Origin of the sequence: Streptomyces sp. NPDC050625 (assembly GCF_040654755.1) — a bacterium.
GTDB lineage: Bacteria > Actinomycetota > Actinomycetes > Streptomycetales > Streptomycetaceae > Streptomyces.
The window spans coordinates 778,722-800,149 of sequence record NZ_JBFAIQ010000001.1 but is presented as its reverse complement, the minus strand read 5'-3'; the positions used below and the strand labels follow the sequence as shown (position 1 = coordinate 800,149).

Here is a 21,428-nt window from a genome sequence, read left to right as displayed (position 1 = left end):
ATGCTGTGTGCGTGAACTGGTAGGTCACGCACGGCTTGCGCCAGTAGGGCACTGGTTCTACAAGGTCCGGTCTCTCAGCCACCGACCAGGGCGACCAGCTTGATGAAGACCAGGTCTGGATCGGTGGTGAGGTCCACGACTTCGTCCAGGTCCTCGACCTGGCGGTCGCCGGCCAGGATGAAGAACCCGTTGGACAGGAAAGCGCGCTCGGCGATGTCCGCCTGGCGCTGCCAGTCGATGCGGCGGGGTTCGTGGAGTCGGTAGCCGTTCAGCTCTGTTTCGGCGTCGTCGGGGCGGACTAGGCCGTTGAAGTGGTTGGTCGGGCGGGCGTTGTGCCGGGCGGCCTCCTCGCGGACCCGGAGTCTGATCAGCTCCCGTACGGTCATCCGTTCGGGCTGGCCGGCGACCTCCCACTCGGTGAGCGGCTTGCCCGTCGCGGTCTCGTCCCGGAACGTCACGGTGGCCATCAGGCACCTCGCTTGATCTGCTTGAGAATGGACTCGTCGGTGATGTGCGTGTCGGCGGCCAGCAGGAACGCCTTGCTGAGGATCAAGGAGAGACGGTCGTCCTCGAACGGGAGGAATACCTTGCCGTTCGCCGCGCGTCGCTCCGGGACGATGCAGAGGTAGGCGTCGTCCGGTTCCATCAGGATGTTGGCCGAGCCCAGGTGGATCTTGTACGTGCGCAGGTCCCCTCGGACCAGCAGGAAGCGGCCGTCGAGTGTGCACCGGGCGGCGATCTTCAGGCGCGGGAGGATTCGTTCCAGGGCCTCGCGGCGGATCTCGGCGCTCGCCGTCAGGGCGCCGAACGTGGCCGTGCGCCAGTACGCGGCGTAGCGGTCCTCGCCGCGGTCGGTCCAGTCGGGGTCGGCGGCGATCGAGGTCACGCCGACGAAGAGGTCGACGTCGCGCATCGCCTCGCTGAACACCAGTGGAGGCACGTCGGCGAGGGGAGCCTCCCGCCAGCGCCGGCCGTCCCGCCGCTCGAAGCGGACCTGGTCCGTCGCTGCGTGCTCGGGCGCGTAGCCGCCGGCGTCGTCCGCGGCGGGCTCGTGGTGGAAACAGGCCCGCCACTCGCCGCCGCCGAACTCGGCCCGGGCCTCGCCGTCGTAGCCGCCGTCGTACCGGCCGAGGAAGTTGGCCTGCCAGCCGCGTTCCTTGAACAGCGCGTAGAGCTGCGGGTAGTGGACGATGTGGGCGGCGAACCGGTTGGAGTAGACGCCGGTCTCCTCCTCCGCCGGGGTGAGCAGGTAGATCTCCCGGAAGGCCTGTTTGAACGGCTGCCGCAGCCGCTCGGCGACGATCCGCTCCCGCCATGCCCTGATGTCGTTCGTCGACGCCCGGATCGGATGCCACAACCGGACGCGCTCGGGCTCGCCGGGCGGCTCGGCCGTCGGTGCCACCGCACGCCACTCGCCGTCCGTGTCCTGGAACTCCCATATCAGGCCGCGGACGAGAGTCCCGATGACCGGATGGTCGCGGTAGTGGCGGCACCACTCGTCGTACGGCCACTCGCGCCCGGCCGACATCAGCGCCTCGACGCGGGCCCGCTCGGCCGACAGTGTCCCCCGCACCTCCTTGGCCAGGGTCCTCAACTCCTGGAGCTCGTCCGGGAAGCCGTCCTTCACCGCCGCCGGGGCTGTGCGCGACGTCCTCCCGTCGGGGCGCGTGAAGGTGAGCCGCACGGTCGCCGCTTCCTCGATCGCCACCCGTACCCGGTGTCCGCCCAGCTCCCGTTCCAGCGAGCCGTCCGGCGTCAGGCCGTGGTCCGGCACGCTGCGCTCGATGAGCTGGTCCGCCGTGATGCCCTGCTTCCCGGCTGCCCTCACCAGCGCGGTGTCGAGCTGCTTGCGCAGAGCCCGGTGCTTGATCCGGGAGCGCAACCGCCACAGGGCCTCCAGAGAGGCCGGATCGCCGGTCTCGGCCAGCGCGTTGATCGCCGCGCCCGCCAGCTTGAGGTCCTCCGTCACGTCGCTTCGGGGGCCGCCGGTCCGCAGAGCGAGCGCGCCGAGGTGCCGCACCGCGGCCGGGCCACCGGTCAGCGCGGCCGCCCAGACGACACCGCGCGCCAGGTCCCCGTCGTTCTGGTGGACGACGTAGTGGTAGTGGTAACCACCTCCGATCCAGCCGGTGTGCGCACCGCTTCTCCTGCTGCACAGCGGATCGTCCTCGGCCAGCGCCCGCAGGACGTCGGCCACGAGGTCCCGCGCCGATGCCGTGTCCACGAGTTCGAGGCACGTACGCCGCCACCTCTGCGTGGGACGCGGTCCGTTCAGGCTCGCCAAGTGCCGTACGAAGCAGGCCAGTTCCGGTGTCGGAGAGGTCTTCGCGCGGTCGCTCAGCGGGACGGCCCAGGGAGCGTCGGCGGGGATCAGTCCCTCGGGGATGCATGCCTCGTCCACGCTCGCGAGCAGCGCGCGCAGGCGCTGGGCGAGCGATGCGTGCGAGCTCGCCCCGACGGCGGTGTCCATGAGCTCCGTGTGTGCGTGCCGCAGCCAGGGCATGACCGCGCGGCGGCCGTCGGCGTCGAGCTGCTCGGCGGCGTTCAGCACCAGCCCCAGCTCACCGGCGAACCAGTGGCCCATGTCGTACTCGGTGGCGCGGAGCAGCATCACCGCGACCTCGTCGGGTGTCCAGCCACGTACCCGCGCGATCAGGGCCCCGATCTCGGTGTCGTACTGCCACAGGCTCGTGTCGTCGAAGCAGGCGGCCAGCATGAGGCACAGGACCGCGGCCCTGCCCTCCTCGTCCGCGCAGGCCGCGAGCCGCCTGTCGATCTCGGCCCGGGTCGCCGCGCCCGCCGCCTCGTATCGCCGGTGGTCCTCGTGTATGGCTAGCCGGAACTCGGTCCGCTGCCGTTCCAGTAGGTCGACGAGCCAACGGACGCGGTGCAGCGCCGCGCACCTCACGTCGTCGAGCGAGTCGTTCCTGCGGGATTCGGCCACCAAGGCGTCGTACAGCATGGCGGGATGATGACAGGGGGGACTGACAGTGCGATCAACCCGCGGGTCCACCCCGGAGTTCAGCCACATCGACAGTTGGTGCTTCCCGCCGCGGGTGGGCTTGTCTTGCCTCTCCTGCGGGCCCGGCGCACCCTTGTCCCATGGGTGCGCGTGAGGGGCCCACGCTCATCGGATCCGTGCAGCGGGCGTTTCGGCTGTTGGAAGCCGTGAGTGGGCATGTGAACGGGGCACCGGCCAAGCAGTTGGCGCGGGAGACCGGATTGCCCCTGGCCACCGCCTATCACTTGCTGCGCACACTGGTGCACGACGGGTATGTGCAGAAGCTGGACGACGGCGGGTTCGTGCTCGGGGACCGGTTGCGGGTGCTCACCGACGCCAGTGGCGGGCAGGCGCTGCTCAGCCGAGTCCGGCCGACCCTCGCCACGCTGCGCGACGAGCTCTCGGCCGCCGCCTACCTCACCTTCTACGAGGAGGGCGAGATCCGGGTCGCCGAGATCGTCGACGGGCCGCGTGCGCCGCGGGTCGACCTGTGGGTGGGGTTCGAGGACGCCGGGCATGCCACCGCGCTGGGCAAGTCCGTGCTGCGGGAGATGGACGAGGACTCCCGCATGGATTACCTGTCCCGTCACTCGCTGGCCGATCTCACCCCTCGGACGATCACCGACCGCCCGGAGCTGCTCCGGCGGATCGACGACGCGCCCCTGGCACCGGCGGTCACGGACCTGGAGGAGTACTCGCTCGGCACGGTGTGCGTCGCGGTGCCCGTCTACAGTGGGGACACCCTCGGCTCGCTCGGCGTCTCGCTGCGGGCGGACCAGCTCTCCCGGCTGGAGAAGGCCAGGGCCCTGTTGATCCCGACCGCGAGCCGCGTGACCAGGAGCCTGTCGCTCACTATCTGAAAATCCGCCGCTTGTGGCGACCCCGGTCCAACCCTTTATCTGGATCGAAAGGACATTCCGGGCGAACATCGCCCTCGTACAGATGAGGACTGCGGACCGATCATGAGCCAGAGGCGACACCATGGTGGCGAACGCCGGCGGACGTGGCCCCTCCTGGGCCGTGCGGCCGGTCCCGCGCTGTCGGTCCGGGGGCGGACCGCCGAGCAGTCGGCCACTGCCCTGCTGCCGCTCCTGCCCGTGCTGATCGTCTCCGCCGTCGTGTCCGTCGACCTCGTCTACGGCGCGGGGCTGACCTGGGTACCGCTGCTCGCGGCCGGGCCCGCGCTGGCCGCCACCACGAACGGGCCCCGCGGGGTCCTGTGCGTGGGCCTGCTGGCCACGGGGCTGGGTACGGCCCTCGGCATCCGTGACCGTGCGCAGAGCCATGAGCTGGCGATCGTACTGGCCGCCCTGGTGGCCGTCACCCTGGCGAGCGCCCTGGCCAGCGCGTTGCGCCGGCGCCGGGAGCTGGTGCTCGCGGCCGTCCGCTCCGTTGCGGAGGCCGCCCAGCACGCGCTCCTGCAGCCCGTACCGGCGGCCGTCGGCCCGTTCCAGGTGGCCGTCCGCTACAGCGCGGCCGCCGCGGAGGCCCGTATCGGCGGCGATCTGTACGCCCTGGTGCCCACCCCGCACGGTGTACGGCTCATCGTCGGCGACGTACGCGGCAAGGGACTGCCGGCCGTCGGGACCGCCGCTCTCGTCCTGGGCATCTTCCGTGAGGCCGCCTACGACGAGCCCGATCTCCTCGCCGTCGTCGACCGGATCGAGCGCAGCCTCGCGCGCAACCTCGGTCAGGACGACTTCGTCACCGCCGTGGTCGCCGGATATCCCGAGCCCGGGCGGCTGGAGGTGGTCAACTGCGGCCACGCGCCCCCGCTGCTGGTGCGCGGCTCCGAGGTCATCGCCGTCGAGCCCGCCCAGCCCGCCCCGCCCCTCGGGCTGCGCGCCCTCAGCGGTGAGAACCCCCGCCTCCAGGTGCTGTCCTTCTCCGACGGGGACCAGCTGCTGCTCTACACGGACGGCGTCACCGAGGCCCGCGACCACGGCCGTGAGTTCTATCCGCTCGCCGAGGGTCTGGCGCGGCACGTGTGCCATGAGCCGGTCCGTACGCTGACCGCACTCCACGACGATCTGCTGGCTCACGTGGGCGGCCGGCTGCATGACGACGCGGCTCTGCTTCTGCTTCGCATGCCCGACGGCGCCGATGTGGCTGTGGCCGGCGTGGCTGGTGTGGCTGATGTGGCCGACATGGGCGATGTCGCCCGTGTGGTGGATCAGTCCGAGCAGGCTCTTGAGCGGAAGGCCACCACCGCCAAGGTCACGCTCCAGCACTGACGCGCTCAGCGTTCACGCGGTGCGCTTGCGGGGCGTGGCCTTCTTCTCCGCCGCCTTCGTCGCCGCCTTCGTCGCCTTCTTGGCCGCCGTCTTCTTCGCGGTCGTCTGCTTCGCGGTCGTCTGCTTCGCGGTCGTCTGCTTCGCGGTCGTCTGCTTCGCGGTCGTCTGCTTGGCCGTCGTCTTCTTCGCGGCGCTCTTCGACTTGCTGGCGGGCGCGGCCGTCTTCTTCGCCGCGGCCGTCGTCTTCTTGCCGCCCGTCTCCTTGGGCGCGGCCCGGGTCGTTCTGCGCCGCGGGAGCGGGGTGACCTCGGCCCCCGCCTCGGCTGCCTCCTCCGCCTCACCGGCCACTTCCTCGCCCCGGGACTCCTTCGCCGCCCGCACGCTCTTCTCCAGGGCCGCCATCAGGTCGAGCACCTTGCCGCCGGGCGCGGGAGCGGGGGCCTCGGGCAGCTCCTCGCCGGCCGCCTTCGCGGCGATGACCTCTTCCAGGGCCACGCGGTACTCGTCGTGCAGGTCCTCCAGGTCGACCTCGCCGAGGGTGTCCATCAGGGCGTCCGCGAGGTCGAGTTCCTTGTCGCGGACCGTGACGTCCACGTCCGGGGCGACACCCTCGGGAGCGCGGACCTCGTCCGGCCACAGCAGACCGTGCATCGCGATGGCGTTGCCGACCACGCGCAGCATGCCCAGGCGTTCGCGGCCGCGCAGCGCGTACTTCGCGATGGCCACCTTGTTGCTGCGCTTGAGGGCCTCTCGCAGCAGGGTGTACGGCTTCGCGGCCGGGGCGCCGCCGGCCGCGAGGTAGTACGCGGCGTCCATCTGGAGCGGGTCGATCCGGTCGGCCGGGACGAAGGCGACGATGTCGATGGTCCGTGCGGTCGGGATCGGAAGGTTGGCCAGGTCCTCGTCGGTGATCGGGATGATCGTGCCGTCCGCGTCCTCGTACCCCTTGCCGATCTCCGCGCCGCTGACCTCACGGTCCTCCAGTTCGCAGACCTTGCGGTAGCGGATGCGGCCGCCGTCCTCGGTGTGGATCTGGCGGAACGAGATCGCGTGGCTCTCGGTGGCGTTCACCAGCTTGATCGGGATGCTGACCAGGCCGAAGGAGATGGCGCCGTTCCATATGGATCGCACGTGCAGCACCCTTCCGATCGGTATACGAGACTGCGTATACGCCGGTTTGTTGCGGTTTCGTGGGATTCTCATCGTATGACGCCGATCACTGAGGTGGAGGGGCGACGGGTCGCGCTCAGCAATCTGGAGAAGGTGCTGTATCCGGCGACCGGCTTCACCAAGGGCGAGCTGCTGCACTACTACGCGACCGTCGCGGAGGCCCTGCTTCCGCATCTCCGGGACAGGCCGGTGTCCTTCCTGCGGTACCCGGACGGGCCGGACGGTCAGGTGTTCTTCACCAAGAACGTGCCGCCCGGTACGCCCGACTGGGTCACCACCGCGGAGGTGCCGCGGTCGGACGGGCCCGCGCGGATGGTGCTCGTGCAGGATCTGGCCTCGCTGATGTGGGCGTCGAACCTCGTCACCGAGTTCCACACGCCCCAGTGGCTGATCGAGGCGCCCGAGGAGGCGGACCGGCTCGTCTTCGACCTCGATCCCGGTGCCCCGGCGACGATCGTGCACTGCTGTGAGGTCGCGTTGTGGCTACGGGCGCGGCTGGCCGACGACGGGGTCGAGGCGTATGCGAAGACGTCCGGGTCGAAGGGGCTGCATCTGCTCGCGGCGGTGCGGGGGGTGTCGTCGGAGCGGGCGTCGGAGTACGCCAAGAGGCTGGCCGTGGAGGCGGAGCGGGCGCTGCCCCGGCTCGTGGTGCACCGGATGACGCGGAGTCTGCGGCCCGGCAAGGTGTTCGTGGACTGGAGCCAGAACGCCGCGCGGAAGACCACGGCGGCTCCGTACACCCTTCGGGCGCGGCGTGAGCCGGCCGTCTCCACGCCGGTGACGTGGGAGGAGGTCGAGGAGTGCCGGGAGGCGGGGCGGCTGGCCTTCCGGGCGGGGGACGTCGCGCCGCGGTTGCAGGACTTCGGGGATCTGATGGCGCCGTTGCTGGACGCGGGGCGCGCGAGCCCCTTGCCGTGAGCGCCGCGCTCATCGGGATTACCGGGATTACCGGGATTACCGGGATTACCGCGAGGTGCTCACCCTCACCTGCACGACCGCCCGCAGCCGAGCGTCCAGCCGGCCCTCACACCCTCGACCACGTGTTCCGGTCCCGGGCCATCGCATGCAGCGCCTCCACGTCCGCCGGCTTCAGCACACCCCCCAGCCGGGCCAGCCCCGCCAGCTCGGTGTCCTGCAGCACGCGGATCTCGCGGAGCGGGGCCGGGACCGAGAGGGTCGCGGGGCCCGCCAGGGCCAGGACCGGGCGGACCTCGGCCGTCAGGGCGTACGACGCCCGGTCGGCGTCGGCGCGGACGCGGCGCAGCAGCGGGCGCGGCTCGTGGCGGCCCAGGGCGACCATGGGGTCGGCCATCAGGACCCGCTGCTTGCGGGCGTAGAGGGCGTGCAGGGCGAACAGCCCGCCGGGGCCGATGAGCAGATGGTGGATGCGGTCGCCGCCGGGCAGCGGGACCGAGTGCAGCGCGTGCCAGCCCACGCCGTCCAGGCGGTCCAGGGCCTCGCCCACCGCCTGCTCGGCCAGCAGCGCCCGGCGGCGCGGGTCCGGGCGGAGGCGGTGGGGCGGGGCCGGGTCCCGGTCCAGGTCCACGAGGAGGGCCTCGCCGGGGCGGTTCGGGGCCAGGTCGTCGTCGGGGTGGAGCGAGAGGCGGGCGAGCTCCGCCGGTGTCGGGACCGGGGGCGGGCCCACCAGTACCGGGCCGGTCAGGAAGGGGCCCAGCGCCTCCATCACGTCCTCCCTGCTCTCCTCGCTGAGCAGGTTGACCCGGGCCGCCTCACGGTCGTACCAGGCGATGTTCCTTCCGTCCGTGAGACAGACGTACAGCCGTTCCTGGCCGTGCCGCCAGACCGGCACGACGCGCAGTCCGCTCATGTGCCATCACCCCTCGACCATGGGAACAGGAGGGGTGCTTCAGGGGCAAGAACCCGGCTACCTTTGAGACCAGTTGGGAGGGGCAGGTGGGGAGGCGCCGTTGCGGACCCGCAGGAAGCAACCCGACGTACCGGCTCCGGACAGCCCATGGAGCGAGATAGTGCCCGGTCTGTGGATGGGCGGGCACGAGTTCAAGGGGCCGTCGGGGCTGGAGCTCGCCGTCGTCCGGGACGAGTTCGATCTTGTGCAGACCTTGCTGAGGCTGCCGGGGCACGGGCCGGACCCCGGTGTGGAGCACCATGTGTGGCCGATACCGGACGGTCCGCTGGACAGCACCCAGCTCGCCGGTGTCATGCGGCTGGCCCGGGCCGCGGGCGACGCGCTGGACGCGGGGCGGAGCGTGCTCGTGCGGTGTTACAGCGGCTACAACCGCTCGGGGCTGGTGGTCGCGCACGCCCTGGTCGGCCGGGGGCACTCCGCCGAGGAGGCCATCCGGCTCATCCGCAGCCGCCGCTCCCCCTGGGCGCTGCACAACGAGCTGTTCGTCGACTATCTGCGCACGGGCCTGCCGACCGTCCGGCTCCTGGAGGAGCTGGCCGAGTAGCGAAGTCCTGCCACCGCAACCTGCCACCACACCCACCACCGCAACCTGCCACCACACCTGCCACCGCCCCCGCCGCCGGGACCGCCAAGTAGCGGGATAAGCGTTTCTCCGGACGAATAGGGTGTACGGCGCCACCGATCGATCCGAGCCACAGGAGTACCGTGCCCTTCAGCCGTCCCGCGCGCACCGCTCTCTCCGCCGTCGTCGTCGGCCTTCTCGCGGCGACGGCGGCAGCCTGCGGCGACATGGGCGAACTGCGACGCGACGGTGCGACCCCCACCGCGATCAGCCCCGTGAAGCTCTGGCCGGATCTGCGGCCGGCGTCCAGCCCGGCCTACAAGTACGACGAGGGGTCGACCGAGGTGGTGAAGGGCTTCACCGATCCCGGCCGGGACATCCGCAAGATCGATCCGGTGGCCGTCGTACGGGCGGAGATCGCCGCGCACCCGGCCGACTACGGCGCCAACGGCCCGTACCACGAGACGGCCGCGCGGATGGACGAGTGCGGCAAGGGCGGCAGCAGCGGCCGGTGCCCGCTGCTGAAGGCGTACTACCGGGACCTGACCGGCGACGGCCGGGAGGACATGACACTGGGCTTCCGGCTGCTGCCGACCAACCAGACGGCCGTGCGCGTGTACGCCTTCGAGGGGGACCGGCTGGTCCAGGTCATGTCCGACAACGACGCGATCATCGGGGTCGAGCTCGCCGGACGGGCGGTGATCGTGCGCTCTCCGGCCGGGATCACCGGCTACGAGTACCGCACGACCTGGGAGTGGGACCAGAGCCAGCACGCGATGGTGTTCACGCGCGACGAGTTCCTGCGCACCGGCCGGCGCAAGCACTCGCCCGCCCCGTCCGCCTCCCCCTCGGCGAGCGGGCGATGAGGATGAGCCTGCCCCAGTGGACCGGGACGCTCGCGGCGAAGTCCGCCGCGTTCATCGCGGTGATGTGCTGTGCGCTGGCCGCCCTGCTCGGCATCCTGGTGCATGTCTCGGTGACCAACCAGACCGTCGGCCAGGCCCGGGACCAGGCGCTGGACCGGCTGGCGGACGCCACCAGGGCGTACCAGGCAGGGGACGCGCTGCTGCCGGGCGCCGGGGTGGACCCCGCCGGGCTGCCGGAGCCGCTGCGGACGCTGGCGGTGGCCGGGGACCGCGGCACGATGGTGGCGGTCCATCGCGGGCGCCCCACGATGTGGGCGGCGGGCCCGGCCGACGGCAGGCGGGCACTGGCCGTCGAGGTCGACTACTCGCAGCAGGCCCGCACCATCGCCGCGCTCGACCGGTCGATCCTGTGGTCGTCGGTGCTGGCGATCGCGGTGACCCTGCTGATCGGCGCGTTCGCGGTGACCCGGGTGACCCGGCGGCTGCACGGCACGGCACGGGTGGCCCGGCGGATCAGCGCGGGCGACCTGGACGCGCGCGTGAACGACCCACGGACGAAGGACGTGGCCCGCTCCCACGACGAGGTGGCCGCGGTCGCCGCCGCGCTGGACTCGATGGCGTCGTCGCTGCAGAGCAAGCTGCTGAGCGAGCAGCGGTTCACCGCGGACGTGGCGCACGAGCTGCGCACCCCGCTGACCGGGCTGCACGCGGCGGCCGAACTGCTGCCGCCGGGCCGGCCGACGGAGCTGGTGCGGGACCGGGTGGCGGCGCTGCGCACGCTCACCGAGGACCTGCTGGAGATCTCCCGGCTCGACACCGGGCGGGAGCGGCTGGACCTGGACACGGAGGAGCTGGGCGCGCTGGCCCGGCGGGTGGTGTGCGGGTCGGGCACCGACACCGAGGTGAAGGTCGTGCGCGACGTCCGGGTGGAGACCGACCGGCGCCGGCTGGAGCGGGTGCTCGGGAACCTGGTGGCGAACGCGCACAAGCACGGGCGGGGCCCGGTGGTGCTGACGGTGGACGGTCCGGTCGTGGTCGTACGGGACCACGGGGACGGTTATCCGGACTACCTGGTGGAGCACGGACCGCAGCGCTTCCGCACCGAGGGCGGGGCGAGGGGCCACGGTCTCGGGCTGACCATCGCGCTGGGCCAGGCGGAGGTGCTCGGCGCCCGGCTCACCTTCGCCAACGCCCTCGACGACGGCGCGGTGGCCACGCTGACGCTGCCGTCGGCGCCGCCGGCGGCCGGTCCGGGGACGTCCGAGGCGACGTTTACGGGACCTTGACCGGGGCTCGCCACGCTGGCGTCGGCCACAGGACGCGCAAGGCGCCCCATTTAGGTAAGTTCCGGACATGACGAAGGCCGGAACCACCGTGACGGCGAGGCAGGCCCCCGCGCCCGATGTACGTCTCCCCCGGCGCCGTGGCATCGAACTCGCCCTGATCGTGCTGGCCGTACTGCTGTCCGTGTACGGCTACTGCGACGTCGGCCTGGCGAAGACCGGCACCATCCCGCCCGGTGCCGTCGGCTACGGCGCCGGGCTCGGCGTGCTCGCCCTGCTCGCGCACATCGCGGTCCGCGTCAGGGCCCCGTACGCCGATCCCCTCCCGCTGCCCATCGGCGTGCTGCTCAACGGCCTCGGTCTGGTCCTCATCTACCGGCTCGACCTGGAGACGCCCGGGGACCGGGCCGCCCCCGCCCAACTCGTCTGGTCCACGCTGGGCGTGGCGCTGTTCATCGTGGTGGTGCTGCTGCTGCGCGACCACCGGGTGCTCCAGCGCTACGCGTACGTCAGCGTGGTCACCGCCCTCGCCCTGCTCATGGTGCCGATTCTCTTCCCGGCCGTGAACGGCGCCCACATCTGGATCCTGTTCGCCGGATTCTCCATCCAGCCGGGCGAGTTCGCGAAGGTGCTCCTCGCGGTGTTCTTCGCCGCGTACCTGGCGGCCAACCGCAACGCGCTCGCCTACGCGGGCCGCCGGATCTGGTTCGTGCAGCTGCCCACCGGCCGGGTCCTCGGCCCGGTCCTCGCCATCTGGCTGATCAGCGTGGGCGTCCTGGTCCTGGAGCGGGACCTCGGCACCTCGCTGCTCTTCTTCGGCCTGTTCGTCGTCCTGCTGTACGTGGCCACCGGCCGCACCGGCTGGATCGCGGTCGGCCTGCTGCTCGCGGTGTTCGGCGCGGTCGCCGTCGGCTGGCTGGAACCGCATGTGCACAGCAGGGTCCAGGACTGGCAGCACCCGTTCGCCACGATCGAGGCGGGCCTCGGCCCCAACCAGCTCGCCCAGTCCCTGTTCGCCTTCGCGGCGGGCGGGATCCTCGGCGCCGGGCTGGGCCTCGGCCACTCCATCCTGATCGGCTTCGCGGCCAAGTCGGACTTCATCCTGGCGACGGCCGGGGAGGAGCTGGGCCTGGCCGGCCTGTCGGCGATCTTCATCCTGTACGGCCTCCTCGTGGAGCGCGGCTACCGGGCCGGGCTCGCGCTGCGCGACCCCTTCGGTCGGCTGCTCGCCCTCGGCCTCGCCTCGATCGTGGCGCTCCAGGTGTTCGTGATCGCGGGCGGGGTGACCGGGCTGATCCCGCTGACCGGCATGGCGATGCCGTTCCTGGCGCAGGGCGGCTCCTCCGTCGTCACCAACTGGACGATCGTGGCCCTGCTGATCCGGGTCAGCGACTCGGCCCGCAGCCAGTACGACGGCCGGGTGGCCCCGTGACCAAGTACATGCGGCACGCCGCCGCGTTCTGCGCCCTGCTGATGGTGGCGCTGCTCGTCAACGCCGCCCGCGTCCAGGTCGTCCAGGCCCCCTCCTACGACGGGAACACGGCCAACCGCCGCTCCGCGATCGCCCGTTACGGCCAGCCGCGCGGCGACATCCTGGTCGACGGCGTCCCGGTCACCGGCTCCAAGGACACCGGCGAGCAGCTCCGCCACGAACGGACCTACCGGAACGGGCCGTTGTACGCCCCGGTGACCGGCTTCGCCTCGCAGGTGTACGGCACGACGTTCCTGGAGCACGCCGAGGACGGCATCCTGTCCGGCACCGACCCGATGCTGTCGCTGTTCCCCCTGTGGAACGACGTCACGCGGGCGCGGAACCGGCCCGGGAACGTCGTCACGACGCTCAACCGGGCCGCACAGGAGGCGGCGTACCGGGGGCTCGGCGCGCGCAAGGGAGCGGTGGCGGCCGTCGAGCCGTCGACCGGCCGGATCCTGGCGCTGGTCTCCACCCCCTCGTACGACCCCGCCGAACTGTCCGGCAACGGCGACCGGGTGACCTCGGCCTGGGCGCGGCTCAACGACGACCCGGAGCAGCCGATGCTCAACCGGGCCGTACGGCAGACCTATCCGCCGGGTTCCACCTTCAAGGTGGTCACCGCGGCGGCGGCGCTGGACGCGGGGGTCGTCAGCGACCTGGACGCGCCCACCGACTCCCCCGACCCCTACAAGCTGCCGGGCACGAGGACGCGTCTGACGAACGAGTCCGACGACTGCGAGGACAGCTCGGTGCGGGCCGCGTTCGAGTGGTCGTGCAACACGGTGTTCGCGAAGCTGGGCGTGGACGTGGGGCTCGAAGCCATGGCCTCGACGGCCCAGGCCTTCGGCTTCAACGACACCGGCCTGAGGATCCCCTTCTCGGTCGCGCCGAGCACCTTCGACACCCAGGTGGACAAGGCGCAGTTGGCTCTGTCGTCCATCGGTCAGTACAACACGCGGGCCACGCCGCTCCAGATGGCGATGGTCGCGGCGGCCGTCGCCAACGGCGGGCAGGTGCGGACGCCGTATCTGGTGGAGCGGACCGTCCGCAGGGGCGGCGAGACGGTCGCGACGACCGGTTCCCGTCCGATCCGCCAGGCGATGAACCCGGCGACGGCCGTGCGGATGCGGGAGTTGATGACCGACGTGGTGCGGGAGGGCACCGGCGCCAACGCCGCGATCCCCGGCGCCACGGTCGGCGGCAAGACCGGTACCGCCCAGCACGGCATCGGCAACTCCGGTGTGCCGTATGCCTGGTTCGTGTCGTGGGCGCAGCGCGACGACCAGCTGGAGCCGAGGGTGGCGGTGGCCGTGGTGGTGGAGGACGCGGCGGCGGACCGCGGGGACATCAGCGGGGGCGGGGACGCTGCACCGATCGCGAAGGCGGTGATGCGGGCGGTTCTCGACTCGTGAGGCGGGGGGTACCGCGGGCCGGGTGGCCCGACCTACCGTTCGGTCATGACCGCATCCACAGCCGCGTACGAACTCGCCCAGGTCAATATCGCCCGTCTCAAGTTCCCGCTGGATTCACCCGAGTTGAAGTACTTCGTCGATGCGCTCGACCCCGTGAACGCCGTGGCGGACGCCGCCGACGGGTTCGTGTGGCGCCTGCAGAGCGACTCCGGCAACGCGACCGACATCCCCGTCCTCGGGGACGAGTGGCTGGTCATCAACATGTCGGTGTGGCGGGACATCAACGCGCTCACGGCGTTCATGTATCAGGGGCAGCACCGGGAGTTGCTGGCCCGGCGCAGATGGGGGTCCCCCCTGCTCGAACGAAGTTGAGAGCTTGGGGGAGGTTCGAGCGGGTCGAGGAGGCGATGGCCGCGCTGTGGTGGGTTCCGGCGGGGCATCGGCCCACGGTGGGGGAGGCGGAGGAGCGGTTGCTGCATCTGCGGGAGCATGGTCCGACGGAGTACGCGTTCACTCTGCGGACGTCGTTTCCTGCGCGGGAGGTGCAACCGGCGGTCGGCGGTTGATCGCGGTGAGGTCGATCTCGATGGGGAACGGGACGGCCGTCTTCAATCGCTCGTGGTGAATGCCGGTAATGCTGTACGTGCCCGTGGACCGATCAAGTTCGTAGGCGTAGACCACGGGTAGGCCCTCGCTCTCCTCCACCCGCCAGTAATGCGGAATGCCCGCTGTGGCGTACTTGCGAGGCTTGACCTCCCGATCGCGTTCCACTGAGTCCTCGGAAACGACTTCGATAGCGAGAACGACGGCGTCGGAGTGGTGCCAGGTCTGCTGGGGTCCGGTATCTGCGTCCGCACGGTACACCAGCACATCGGGCACCGGCCGGTTGCGTCGATCGAGCTTGACGCTGAACTCCCGGTCGACGTCGTACGCGTCGGGCACCTGGCTCAGAAGGGCGTACTCCAGAAGTCGCACCGTGCGCAGGTGAAAACGGGTCTGCGGACTCACGAAGACGAGACTCCCGTCGATCAGCTCCGTGTGCGGAGGCAGGTTCGGGAGCCGGTCCAGGTCGTCCGCCGTCCACCCGCCGACCGGCGGACGGGGCCACTCGTAGTCCTCGTCCAGCCCGTACTCGCGTGCGGCGCTCATGATTACTCCCATGCGACGGAGTCTTCCTGGCATGGCCAGCGTACCCAAAGGAATATGCCGATTCGCCCGTCGATCGGTGATCAACCGATGAGGCGTTGACCCTCGTCGATCGCCTCCTCCACCTCCGCCACCCGCTCCCGCTCCTCCACCGCGAACCGCTCCGCGTCCAGCTTTTCGGCGATCTCCTCGTCCTGGGCCATCAGCAGGTCCAGGTTGGAGTCGCCCATCTCCAGTACGCCCATGTCGACATAGGCCCGCTGGAGGCGCTCGCCCCACAGGCCGATGTCCTTCACGCAGGGCACGATGCGGCTGAACAGCAGCTTGCGGAAGAGCTGGAGGAACTCGGAGCGCTCGCTGAGTTCCTCGGCCTCCGCCTTCGGGATGCCGAAGTTCTCCAGGACCTCCACCCCGCGCAGCCGGTCGCGCATCAGATAGCAGCCCTCGATGACGAACTCCTCGCGCTCACGCAGCTCGGCGTCGCTGAGCTGCTTGTAGTAGTCGCGCAGCGCCATGCGACCGAAGGCCACGTGCCGGGCCTCGTCCTGCATGACGTAGGCCAGGATCTGCTTGGGCAGGGGCTTGTCGGTGGTGTCCCGGATCATGCCGAAGGCGGCCAGCGCGAGCCCCTCGATGAGGACCTGCATGCCCAGGTAGGGCATGTCCCAGCGGCTGTCGCGGAGGGTGTCGCCGAGCAGGGCCTGGAGGTTGTCGTTGATCGGGTAGAGCATCCCGATCTTCTCGTGCAGGAAACGCCCGTAGATCTCGGCGTGCCGGGCCTCGTCCATCGTCTGGGTCGCGGAGTAGAACTTGGCGTCCAGGTCGGGGACGGACTCCACGATCCGCGCCGCGCAGATCATCGCGCCCTGCTCGCCGTGCAGGAACTGGCTGAACTGCCAGGAGGCGTAGTGCTGCCGCAGGTCGCCCTTGTCCTTGTCGGTGAGCTTCGCCCAGTACTTGCTGCCGTACAGGGACATCGCCTCGTCGGGGGTGCCGAGCGGGTCGTACGGGTCGACCTCCAGGTGCCAGTCGATCCGCTTCTGTCCGTCCCACTGCTTGTCCTTGCCCTTCTGATAAAGGGCGAGCAGTCGGTCACGGCCTTCGTCGTACTCCCAGCTGAACCGGGCCGCTCCGGTCGCGGGCACCTGCCAGTGGGGGTCTCCCGGGTGCTTGGCGTACAGGTCGTTGGTCGGCATACCCGCAGGCTCACACGTAGACGGCGAGTCAACAAGTCATGCGCAAGGGATTGACGGTCTTGCTGACAGGCAGTCTCATAAGAGGCGACCTACTTACCCCCGGGTAACGAGATGAGGGAGTTATGACGACCCTGACGGAAGCCGACGCGGTCGAGGGTCTGCGCGACGCGCTGGGCCTGCTCAAGGACCGCGAGCAGGTGGCCGAGCGGCTGCTCGTCTCTTCCGCCAAGCACTCCTTCGACCCCGACAAGGAGCTGGACTGGGACGCGCCCTTCGAGGAGGGCAAGTGGTTCTGGCCGCCGGAGCTGGTGTCGCTGTACGGCACGCCGCTGTGGAAGCGGATGAGCGAGGAGCAGCGGATCCTGCTCTCCCAGCACGAGTCGGCGGCGCTGGCCTCGCTGGGCATCTGGTTCGAGATCATCCTGATGCAGCTGCTGGTACGGCACATCTACGACAAGGCGGCGACGAGCGCGCACGTGCGGTACGCGCTCACCGAGATCGAGGACGAGTGCCGGCACTCCAAGATGTTCGCCCGGCTGATCTCGCGGGGCGACGCGCCCTGGTATCCGGTGAGCCCGGCCCACCTGGCGCTGGGCCGCGTCTTCAAGACGATCTCCACCACCCCGGGTTCCTTCACCGCCACGCTGCTCGGCGAGGAGGTCCTCGACTGGATGCAGCGGCTGACGTTCCCCGACGAGCGGGTCCAGCCGCTCATCCGCGGGGTGACCCGTATCCACGTGGTCGAGGAGGCCCGTCACGTCCGCTACGCCCGCGAGGAGCTCCGCCGCCAGATGCTGACGGCTCCCCGGTGGTCCCAGGAGTTCACCCGGGTCACCTCCGGCGAGTTCGCCCGCATCTTCTCCGTGGCCTTCGTGAACCCCGAGGTCTACACCAACGTGGGCCTGGACAAGCGGGAGGCACTGGCCCAGGTGAAGGCCAGCGCCCACCGCCGCGAGGTGATGCAGACGGGAGCGAAGCGCCTGACGGACTTCCTGGACGACATCGGGGTGCTGCGGGGCGTGGGCCGACGCCTGTGGAAGTCCTCGGGGCTGCTGGCCTAGGTCCTGTCGTCAAACTCGCGTCGTCCGCCCGAAGGACAGGCCTCGCCGCGTCACGGGGGTGCCCCCTGCTCGAGCGCAGCCGAGAGCTTGGGGGAGCGTGCATGGCGTCGCGAGGCAGGCGGGAGTTTGACGACAGGGCCCAGGGGCCGGCCTGTCCGTCCGGATTCACAGGTGGGCCAGGATCTGGCGTACGGGGTGACCGAGGGCGTCGGCGGTCTCGGTCAGCTCGGCCTCCGTCAGCCAGGCCCGGTCAGGGTGGAGGACGGTGAGCCGGAATCTCGCGAAACCCATCGGCCAGTCGTAGACCAGGTCGTTCAGCGAGATTCCGGTGCCGCAGCAGGGGACGGTGACGTCGAGCGTGGCGGAGCCGTCCTCGAAACGCTCCGTGATGGCCTCGCCCAGCCAGGTTCCGGTGTGCAGGTCCGCGCCGCAGCGGGGGCAGGTGACCCGCTCCAGGTTCGCGAAGCAGTGCACCACCTCCACGGTGTCGTGCCACAGCGCCTCAAGGCCCCGTCGTCCCTGCTCGGAGAGCATCCCGGCGAGTGCCGCGGCGGCTCGGCCCGCCGTCGCGCGCTCCGGTTGCCAGTACGGATCCTCCGGGATCACGATCAGCCAGTTGTCGCTCATCCCCACCTCCGGCCGTCACCGTAGCGCCGCCACGGTTACGCTGCGGGACATGACCCCGCCGGCCACCACCCCCGCCTATCGTCGCCTCAGTGTCGAGGAGCGGCGGCGCCAGCTGCTCGACACGGCGCTCTCGCTCTTCGCGCACCGCGCCCCGGAGGACGTGTCGCTGGACGACGTGGCGGAGGCGGCCGGAGTCTCGCGGCCGCTGGTCTACCGGTACTTCCCGGGCGGCAAGCAGCAGCTGTACGAGGCCGCGCTCGGGTCCGCCGCAGAAGAGCTCCAGCAGTGCTTCGACGAGCCCCGCCAAGGTGCCCTCGTCCCCCGCCTCGCCCGCGCCCTGGACCGCTACCTCACCTTCGTCGACGAGCACGACGCCGGCTTCAGCGCGCTGCTCCAGGGCGGCAGCGTGGTCGAGACCTCGCGGACCACCGCCATCGTGGACGGCGTGCGCCGGGCCGCCGCCGAGCACATCCTCAGCCACCTCGGCGTCACGGACCCCGGCCCGCGTCTGCGCATGACCGTGCGGATGTGGATCACCGCCGTGGAGGCGGCCTCCCTGATCTGGCTCGACGAGGACAAGCAGCCCCCCGCCGACGAGCTCCGCGACTGGCTGGTCGAGCAGTTCGTGGCCGTCCTGACGGTCACCGCCGGCCGCGACCCGCAGACGGCCGCGCTCGTCGCGGCGCTGTCGACGGATGGCTGAGACTGGTGCCGTGAAGACACAGGACACCCCCTTCGAGGGCGGGCCCATGGACGGGCGCGTGCTCCCCGTGCTGGTGGGGCCCACCGGCCACCCCCCGAAGACGTACCGCATCCCGGTCCCGGACGCGCACGGCGGCAGGCCCACCGTCCTCGTCTACCGCCGTGTCCCCCGGGGGCACAGCAAGCGGCTCGGGCTGGTCCAGTCGTGGAAGTACGCGTACGACCCGGAAGGCAGGAAGGGCGGCCGGCTGAAGTGGCCCTGGTCGAAACCCGGCATCGAGCCAGACGCCACGCCGTCCGGCAACCGGGATGACACCCACGGGTGAAGCCGTTGCACCGAACCGCGTACGTTCGGCGCGCGAGTCGCACCACCACGTCTATTTCTCACGGTGCGGAGAGAAGCGGAAGGCCCGCCCTCCCCGGTCCGGAGGTGACGACGTGTCAGAAAGGTTTCTGCGCCTGGCTTGCACGGCCGCGGTGGCGGCCCAGGCCATGCTCGCGCCCGTCCCCGCGGCGGCCGCGCCCGGCCCGCAGCGCCCGGTGTCCCAGCTGCTGACGGACCTTCAGCGGCTGTACCGGCAGGCCGAGCAGGCCACCGAGACCTACAACGCCACCGGGGAGAAGCTGAAGAAGCAGCGCGCCCGGGTGGAACGGTTGGACGGCGAACTCGCCCGTGCCCGGCTGGCCCTGCTCGGCAGCCGCAGCGCTGCCGGACGCCTCGCCCGGCAGCAGTACCAGGGCAGCACCGGGATCTCCTCGTACGTACGCCTCCTCCTCGCCGACGACCCGCAGCACGCCCTCGACGCGGGACATGTCATCGGGCAGTTGTCACGGGAGCGGGCCGAGACGGTGGGACGGCTCGTGGGCAGCGAGAAGAGGAAGGAGGACCTGGCGAGGGAGGCCCGCAAGGCCCTCGACAGGCAACTCAGCCTCGCCGAGCGGCAGAAGAAGCAGCGGGACGACGTGCGCAAGCGGCTCGGCGACGTCGAGGAGATGCTCGCCTCGCTCAGCCGCGACCAGCTCTCCGCGCTCGCCGAGTTCGAGCGCATCGGGATCGCGGGCGCGCAGCGGAAGGTCATGGCGTCCGGCGCCCTCAGCAGCGTGCGGGCCCCCTCGAAGCAGGGCGACGAGGCCGTGCGCTATGCGGTGGCCCAGCTCGGGAAGCCGTACCAGTGGGGTGCGGTGGGCCCGTCGGCGTACGACTGCTCGGGGCTGACCTCCCAGGCCTGGGAGCACGCCGGGACGCCCATTCCGCGGACCAGCCAGGAGCAGTGGGCCCGGCTGCGGCACGTTCCGCTGCGCGAGCTGCGGCCCGGTGACCTCGTCGTGTACTTCCCGCAGGCCACGCACGTCGCCCTCTACCTCGGCGACGGAAGGGTCGTACAGGCACCGCGGCCCGGCGCCAAGGTCAAGGTGTCGCCGATCGCGGCCAACCCGGTGCTCGGCGCCGTACGACCCGACCCGGGCGGGGAGCCCCTGCCGCGCTACACGCCGCCGAAGCTCCCCCGCGGTGCGCTGAAGGGCGCCGACCAGGGTTACGCCTCGGCCGCCGCTCCGGCCACGGCGGCGAGGTAGGCCTCGGTCTTCTCGGGCTCGTAGAAGAAGTTCTCGAAGTCGGCCGGGTCGTTGAAGGCGTTGGCGAACCGGTCGGCCACCGGCTGGAGCTGACCCGCCGCCCCGATCAGGTTGAGGATGTGCTCCGGCGGCGGGGCCAGCATGGCGTTCGTCCACTTGGTCACGTGCTGGGCCGTGTTCCAGTAGCGGTCGAACGTCTGCTGCATCCAGGCCTCGTCGAACTCCTTCTCGCCCTGTTCGAGAATCGAGGCGAGGTACGAGGCCGCGCACTTGGACGCCGAGTTGGAGCCCTGGCCGGTGATCGGGTCGTTGGCGACGACGACGTCCGCGACACCCAGCACGAGGCCGCCGCCGGGGAGGCGGCCGATGGGGTTGCGGACGGTGGGGGCGTAGCGGCCGGCGAGGGTGCCGCCCGCGTCGGTCAGTTCGACGCCCTTGGCCCGGTCGTGCTCCCAGGGCGTGAACCTCTCCATGAGTTCCAGGGTCAGGGAGAGGTGCTCGGCCGGGTCCTTGACGCCGTTGAAGGCGTCCAGCGGGCCACCGGGGATGCCTTCCCAGAACAGGATGTCCGCGCGGCCCGACGTGGTCAGCGTCGGCATGACGAACAGCTCGCCGACGCCGGGGACCAGATTGCAGCGGACCGCGTAGAAGTCCGGGTGCTCGGGGCGCGGCCCCATGCCGTGCACATACGCCACCGCCAGCGCGCGCTGCGGCTCGCTGTACGGCGAGCGGGACGCGTCCCGGCCGAACATGGAGACCAGCTCGCCCTTGCCCGCGGAGATCAGCACCAGGTCGTAGGCGCGGGAGAAGTAGTCGAGGTCGGAGACCGCCGCGCCGTGGATGACCAACTGGCCGCCGCGCTGGGCGAAGGTCTCCATCCAGCCGGCCATCTTCACCCGCTGGTCGACCGACTGCGCGAACCCGTCGAGCCTGCCGACCCAGTCGATCGCGCGGGCCGCGGGGCCCTCGCTCCAGGAGCCGGGGGCCGCGACCGAGACACCGAGTCCTTCGATCTTCGGGGCCTGGGACTCCCAGAAGTTCAGCTGGAGATCACGCTCGTGCTGCAGTGCCGTGTGGAACATGCACTGCGTCGACATGACCCGGCCGGAGCGGATCTCGTCCGCGGTCCGGTTCGACATCAGGGTGACCTCGTACCCGTGCGACTGGAGTCCGAGGGCGAGCTGGAGTCCGGACTGGCCGGCTCCGACGACGAGTATCTTGCGCATGCGGG

Annotated in this window: 20 protein-coding genes and 1 pseudogene; 13 read left to right on the top strand and 8 right to left on the bottom strand. The window is 71.0% G+C overall.

All coding sequences use genetic code 11. The features are described 5' to 3' along the window. Window positions 1-74 precede the first annotated feature (74 nt). The gene (locus tag AB0I54_RS03705; RefSeq protein ID WP_363294212.1) at window positions 75-467 is read right to left on the bottom strand and encodes a hypothetical protein; all 393 of its coding nucleotides are present in this window, start codon (window positions 465-467) and stop codon (window positions 75-77) included. Then, a complete protein-coding gene (locus AB0I54_RS03700) occupies window positions 467-2,962 on the bottom strand; it encodes a DUF4132 domain-containing protein (protein ID WP_363294211.1) in 2,496 nt (831 codons plus the stop codon). The genes AB0I54_RS03705 and AB0I54_RS03700 overlap by 1 nt, the downstream gene beginning before the upstream one ends. Window positions 2,963-3,102: 140 nt before the next feature. Here AB0I54_RS03700 and AB0I54_RS03695 point away from each other — a divergent pair, with 140 nt between their 5' ends. Together AB0I54_RS03695 and AB0I54_RS03690 are read left to right on the top strand one after the other, a co-directional pair. Next, a complete protein-coding gene (locus AB0I54_RS03695) occupies window positions 3,103-3,861 on the top strand; it encodes an IclR family transcriptional regulator C-terminal domain-containing protein (RefSeq protein ID WP_363294210.1) in 759 nt (252 codons plus the stop codon). A 102-nt stretch (window positions 3,862-3,963) separates the two neighbouring features. After that, the gene (locus AB0I54_RS03690) at window positions 3,964-5,235 is read left to right on the top strand and encodes a PP2C family protein-serine/threonine phosphatase (RefSeq protein ID WP_363294209.1); all 1,272 of its coding nucleotides are present in this window, start codon (window positions 3,964-3,966) and stop codon (window positions 5,233-5,235) included. 12 nt (window positions 5,236-5,247) lie between these two features. Here the strand turns inward: AB0I54_RS03690 and AB0I54_RS03685 are convergent, their stop codons facing one another. After that, window positions 5,248-6,375 (bottom strand): Ku protein, encoded by a 1,128-nt coding sequence (locus AB0I54_RS03685; protein ID WP_363294208.1) that lies wholly within the window; start codon window positions 6,373-6,375, stop codon window positions 5,248-5,250. A gap of 66 nt (window positions 6,376-6,441) precedes the next feature. Between AB0I54_RS03685 and ligD the strand changes: the two genes are divergently transcribed. After that, window positions 6,442-7,323, top strand: coding sequence for a non-homologous end-joining DNA ligase (gene ligD / locus AB0I54_RS03680; protein ID WP_363294207.1), 882 nt, complete (start codon window positions 6,442-6,444; stop codon window positions 7,321-7,323). A 106-nt stretch (window positions 7,324-7,429) separates the two neighbouring features. Here ligD and AB0I54_RS03675 read toward each other — a convergent pair whose 3' ends face one another. Further along, window positions 7,430-8,233 carry a nuclease-related domain-containing protein gene (locus tag AB0I54_RS03675; RefSeq protein WP_363294206.1) on the bottom strand — a complete coding sequence of 268 codons (804 nt, stop codon included), beginning with the start codon at window positions 8,231-8,233 and terminating at the stop codon, window positions 7,430-7,432. 100 nt (window positions 8,234-8,333) lie between these two features. On the opposite strand from AB0I54_RS03675, the gene AB0I54_RS03670 reads away from it, so the two are divergent. The 6 genes and pseudogenes from AB0I54_RS03670 (at window position 8,334) to AB0I54_RS03645 (ending at window position 14,456) form a co-directional block, all read left to right on the top strand. After that, window positions 8,334-8,837, top strand: a complete 504-nt coding sequence (locus AB0I54_RS03670) for a protein phosphatase (protein WP_363294205.1) — start codon at window positions 8,334-8,336, stop codon at window positions 8,835-8,837. 161 nt (window positions 8,838-8,998) lie between these two features. Beyond that, a complete protein-coding gene (locus AB0I54_RS03665; protein WP_363294204.1) occupies window positions 8,999-9,721 on the top strand; it encodes a hypothetical protein in 723 nt (240 codons plus the stop codon). After that, complete coding sequence (locus tag AB0I54_RS03660) at window positions 9,718-11,007, top strand: HAMP domain-containing sensor histidine kinase (protein WP_363294203.1); 1,290 nt, start codon at window positions 9,718-9,720, stop codon at window positions 11,005-11,007. The genes AB0I54_RS03665 and AB0I54_RS03660 overlap by 4 nt, the downstream gene beginning before the upstream one ends. A gap of 67 nt (window positions 11,008-11,074) precedes the next feature. Next, on the top strand, window positions 11,075-12,436 hold the full coding sequence (locus AB0I54_RS03655) for an FtsW/RodA/SpoVE family cell cycle protein (RefSeq protein ID WP_363294202.1): 1,362 nt from the start codon (window positions 11,075-11,077) through the stop codon (window positions 12,434-12,436). Continuing rightward, window positions 12,433-13,890, top strand: coding sequence for a penicillin-binding transpeptidase domain-containing protein (locus AB0I54_RS03650; RefSeq protein WP_363294201.1), 1,458 nt, complete (start codon window positions 12,433-12,435; stop codon window positions 13,888-13,890). The genes AB0I54_RS03655 and AB0I54_RS03650 overlap by 4 nt, the downstream gene beginning before the upstream one ends. A 45-nt stretch (window positions 13,891-13,935) precedes the next feature. Then, a pseudogene (locus AB0I54_RS03645) lies at window positions 13,936-14,456 on the top strand (DUF3291 domain-containing protein). On the opposite strand, the gene AB0I54_RS03640 reads toward AB0I54_RS03645, so the two are convergent. Together AB0I54_RS03640 and AB0I54_RS03635 are read right to left on the bottom strand one after the other, a co-directional pair. After that, window positions 14,401-15,039, bottom strand: a complete 639-nt coding sequence (locus AB0I54_RS03640) for a Uma2 family endonuclease (RefSeq protein ID WP_363294200.1) — start codon at window positions 15,037-15,039, stop codon at window positions 14,401-14,403. The pseudogene AB0I54_RS03645 and the gene AB0I54_RS03640 sit on opposite strands and share 56 nt — an antisense overlap. 80 nt (window positions 15,040-15,119) lie before the next feature. Then, window positions 15,120-16,232 (bottom strand): ferritin-like domain-containing protein, encoded by a 1,113-nt coding sequence (locus AB0I54_RS03635; protein WP_363294199.1) that lies wholly within the window; start codon window positions 16,230-16,232, stop codon window positions 15,120-15,122. 122 nt (window positions 16,233-16,354) lie between these two features. Between AB0I54_RS03635 and AB0I54_RS03630 the strand changes: the two genes are divergently transcribed. Continuing rightward, window positions 16,355-17,293: a diiron oxygenase gene (locus tag AB0I54_RS03630; protein WP_363294198.1), complete on the top strand. Its 939-nt coding sequence runs from the start codon at window positions 16,355-16,357 to the stop codon at window positions 17,291-17,293. A gap of 165 nt (window positions 17,294-17,458) precedes the next feature. Here the strand turns inward: AB0I54_RS03630 and AB0I54_RS03625 are convergent, their stop codons facing one another. After that, window positions 17,459-17,920, bottom strand: coding sequence for a hypothetical protein (locus AB0I54_RS03625; RefSeq protein ID WP_363294197.1), 462 nt, complete (start codon window positions 17,918-17,920; stop codon window positions 17,459-17,461). 49 nt (window positions 17,921-17,969) lie between these two features. Here AB0I54_RS03625 and AB0I54_RS03620 point away from each other — a divergent pair, with 49 nt between their 5' ends. The 3 genes from AB0I54_RS03620 (at window position 17,970) to AB0I54_RS03610 (ending at window position 20,197) form a co-directional block, all read left to right on the top strand. Continuing rightward, window positions 17,970-18,623 (top strand): TetR/AcrR family transcriptional regulator, encoded by a 654-nt coding sequence (locus AB0I54_RS03620; protein WP_363294196.1) that lies wholly within the window; start codon window positions 17,970-17,972, stop codon window positions 18,621-18,623. Window positions 18,624-18,633: 10 nt separating this feature from the next. Beyond that, window positions 18,634-18,948 carry a hypothetical protein gene (locus tag AB0I54_RS03615; RefSeq protein ID WP_363294195.1) on the top strand — a complete coding sequence of 105 codons (315 nt, stop codon included), beginning with the start codon at window positions 18,634-18,636 and terminating at the stop codon, window positions 18,946-18,948. 112 nt (window positions 18,949-19,060) lie between these two features. Beyond that, window positions 19,061-20,197 carry an NlpC/P60 family protein gene (locus AB0I54_RS03610; RefSeq protein ID WP_363294194.1) on the top strand — a complete coding sequence of 379 codons (1,137 nt, stop codon included), beginning with the start codon at window positions 19,061-19,063 and terminating at the stop codon, window positions 20,195-20,197. Here the strand turns inward: AB0I54_RS03610 and AB0I54_RS03605 are convergent. Further along, a complete protein-coding gene (locus tag AB0I54_RS03605; protein WP_363294193.1) occupies window positions 20,158-21,423 on the bottom strand; it encodes a styrene monooxygenase/indole monooxygenase family protein in 1,266 nt (421 codons plus the stop codon). The two genes, AB0I54_RS03610 and AB0I54_RS03605, sit on opposite strands and share 40 nt — an antisense overlap. Window positions 21,424-21,428: the final 5 nt, after the last annotated feature.

What these genes read in the sequence shown, in the direction of transcription:
- AB0I54_RS03705 (WP_363294212.1), bottom strand. Translation starts at nt 467, where the DNA reads ATGGCCACCGTGACGTTCCGGGACGAGACCGCGACGGGCAAGCCGCTC.
- AB0I54_RS03700 (WP_363294211.1), bottom strand. Translation starts at nt 2,962, where the DNA reads ATGCTGTACGACGCCTTGGTGGCCGAATCCCGCAGGAACGACTCGCTC.
- AB0I54_RS03695 (WP_363294210.1), top strand. Translation starts at nt 3,103, where the DNA reads ATGGGTGCGCGTGAGGGGCCCACGCTCATCGGATCCGTGCAGCGGGCG.
- AB0I54_RS03690 (WP_363294209.1), top strand. Translation starts at nt 3,964, where the DNA reads ATGAGCCAGAGGCGACACCATGGTGGCGAACGCCGGCGGACGTGGCCC.
- ligD (WP_363294207.1), top strand. Translation starts at nt 6,442, where the DNA reads ATGACGCCGATCACTGAGGTGGAGGGGCGACGGGTCGCGCTCAGCAAT.
- AB0I54_RS03675 (WP_363294206.1), bottom strand. Translation starts at nt 8,233, where the DNA reads ATGAGCGGACTGCGCGTCGTGCCGGTCTGGCGGCACGGCCAGGAACGG.
- AB0I54_RS03660 (WP_363294203.1), top strand. Translation starts at nt 9,718, where the DNA reads ATGAGGATGAGCCTGCCCCAGTGGACCGGGACGCTCGCGGCGAAGTCC.
- AB0I54_RS03655 (WP_363294202.1), top strand. Translation starts at nt 11,075, where the DNA reads ATGACGAAGGCCGGAACCACCGTGACGGCGAGGCAGGCCCCCGCGCCC.
- AB0I54_RS03640 (WP_363294200.1), bottom strand. Translation starts at nt 15,039, where the DNA reads ATGAGCGCCGCACGCGAGTACGGGCTGGACGAGGACTACGAGTGGCCC.
- AB0I54_RS03635 (WP_363294199.1), bottom strand. Translation starts at nt 16,232, where the DNA reads ATGCCGACCAACGACCTGTACGCCAAGCACCCGGGAGACCCCCACTGG.
- AB0I54_RS03630 (WP_363294198.1), top strand. Translation starts at nt 16,355, where the DNA reads ATGACGACCCTGACGGAAGCCGACGCGGTCGAGGGTCTGCGCGACGCG.
- AB0I54_RS03625 (WP_363294197.1), bottom strand. Translation starts at nt 17,920, where the DNA reads ATGAGCGACAACTGGCTGATCGTGATCCCGGAGGATCCGTACTGGCAA.
- AB0I54_RS03620 (WP_363294196.1), top strand. Translation starts at nt 17,970, where the DNA reads ATGACCCCGCCGGCCACCACCCCCGCCTATCGTCGCCTCAGTGTCGAG.
- AB0I54_RS03605 (WP_363294193.1), bottom strand. Translation starts at nt 21,423, where the DNA reads ATGCGCAAGATACTCGTCGTCGGAGCCGGCCAGTCCGGACTCCAGCTC.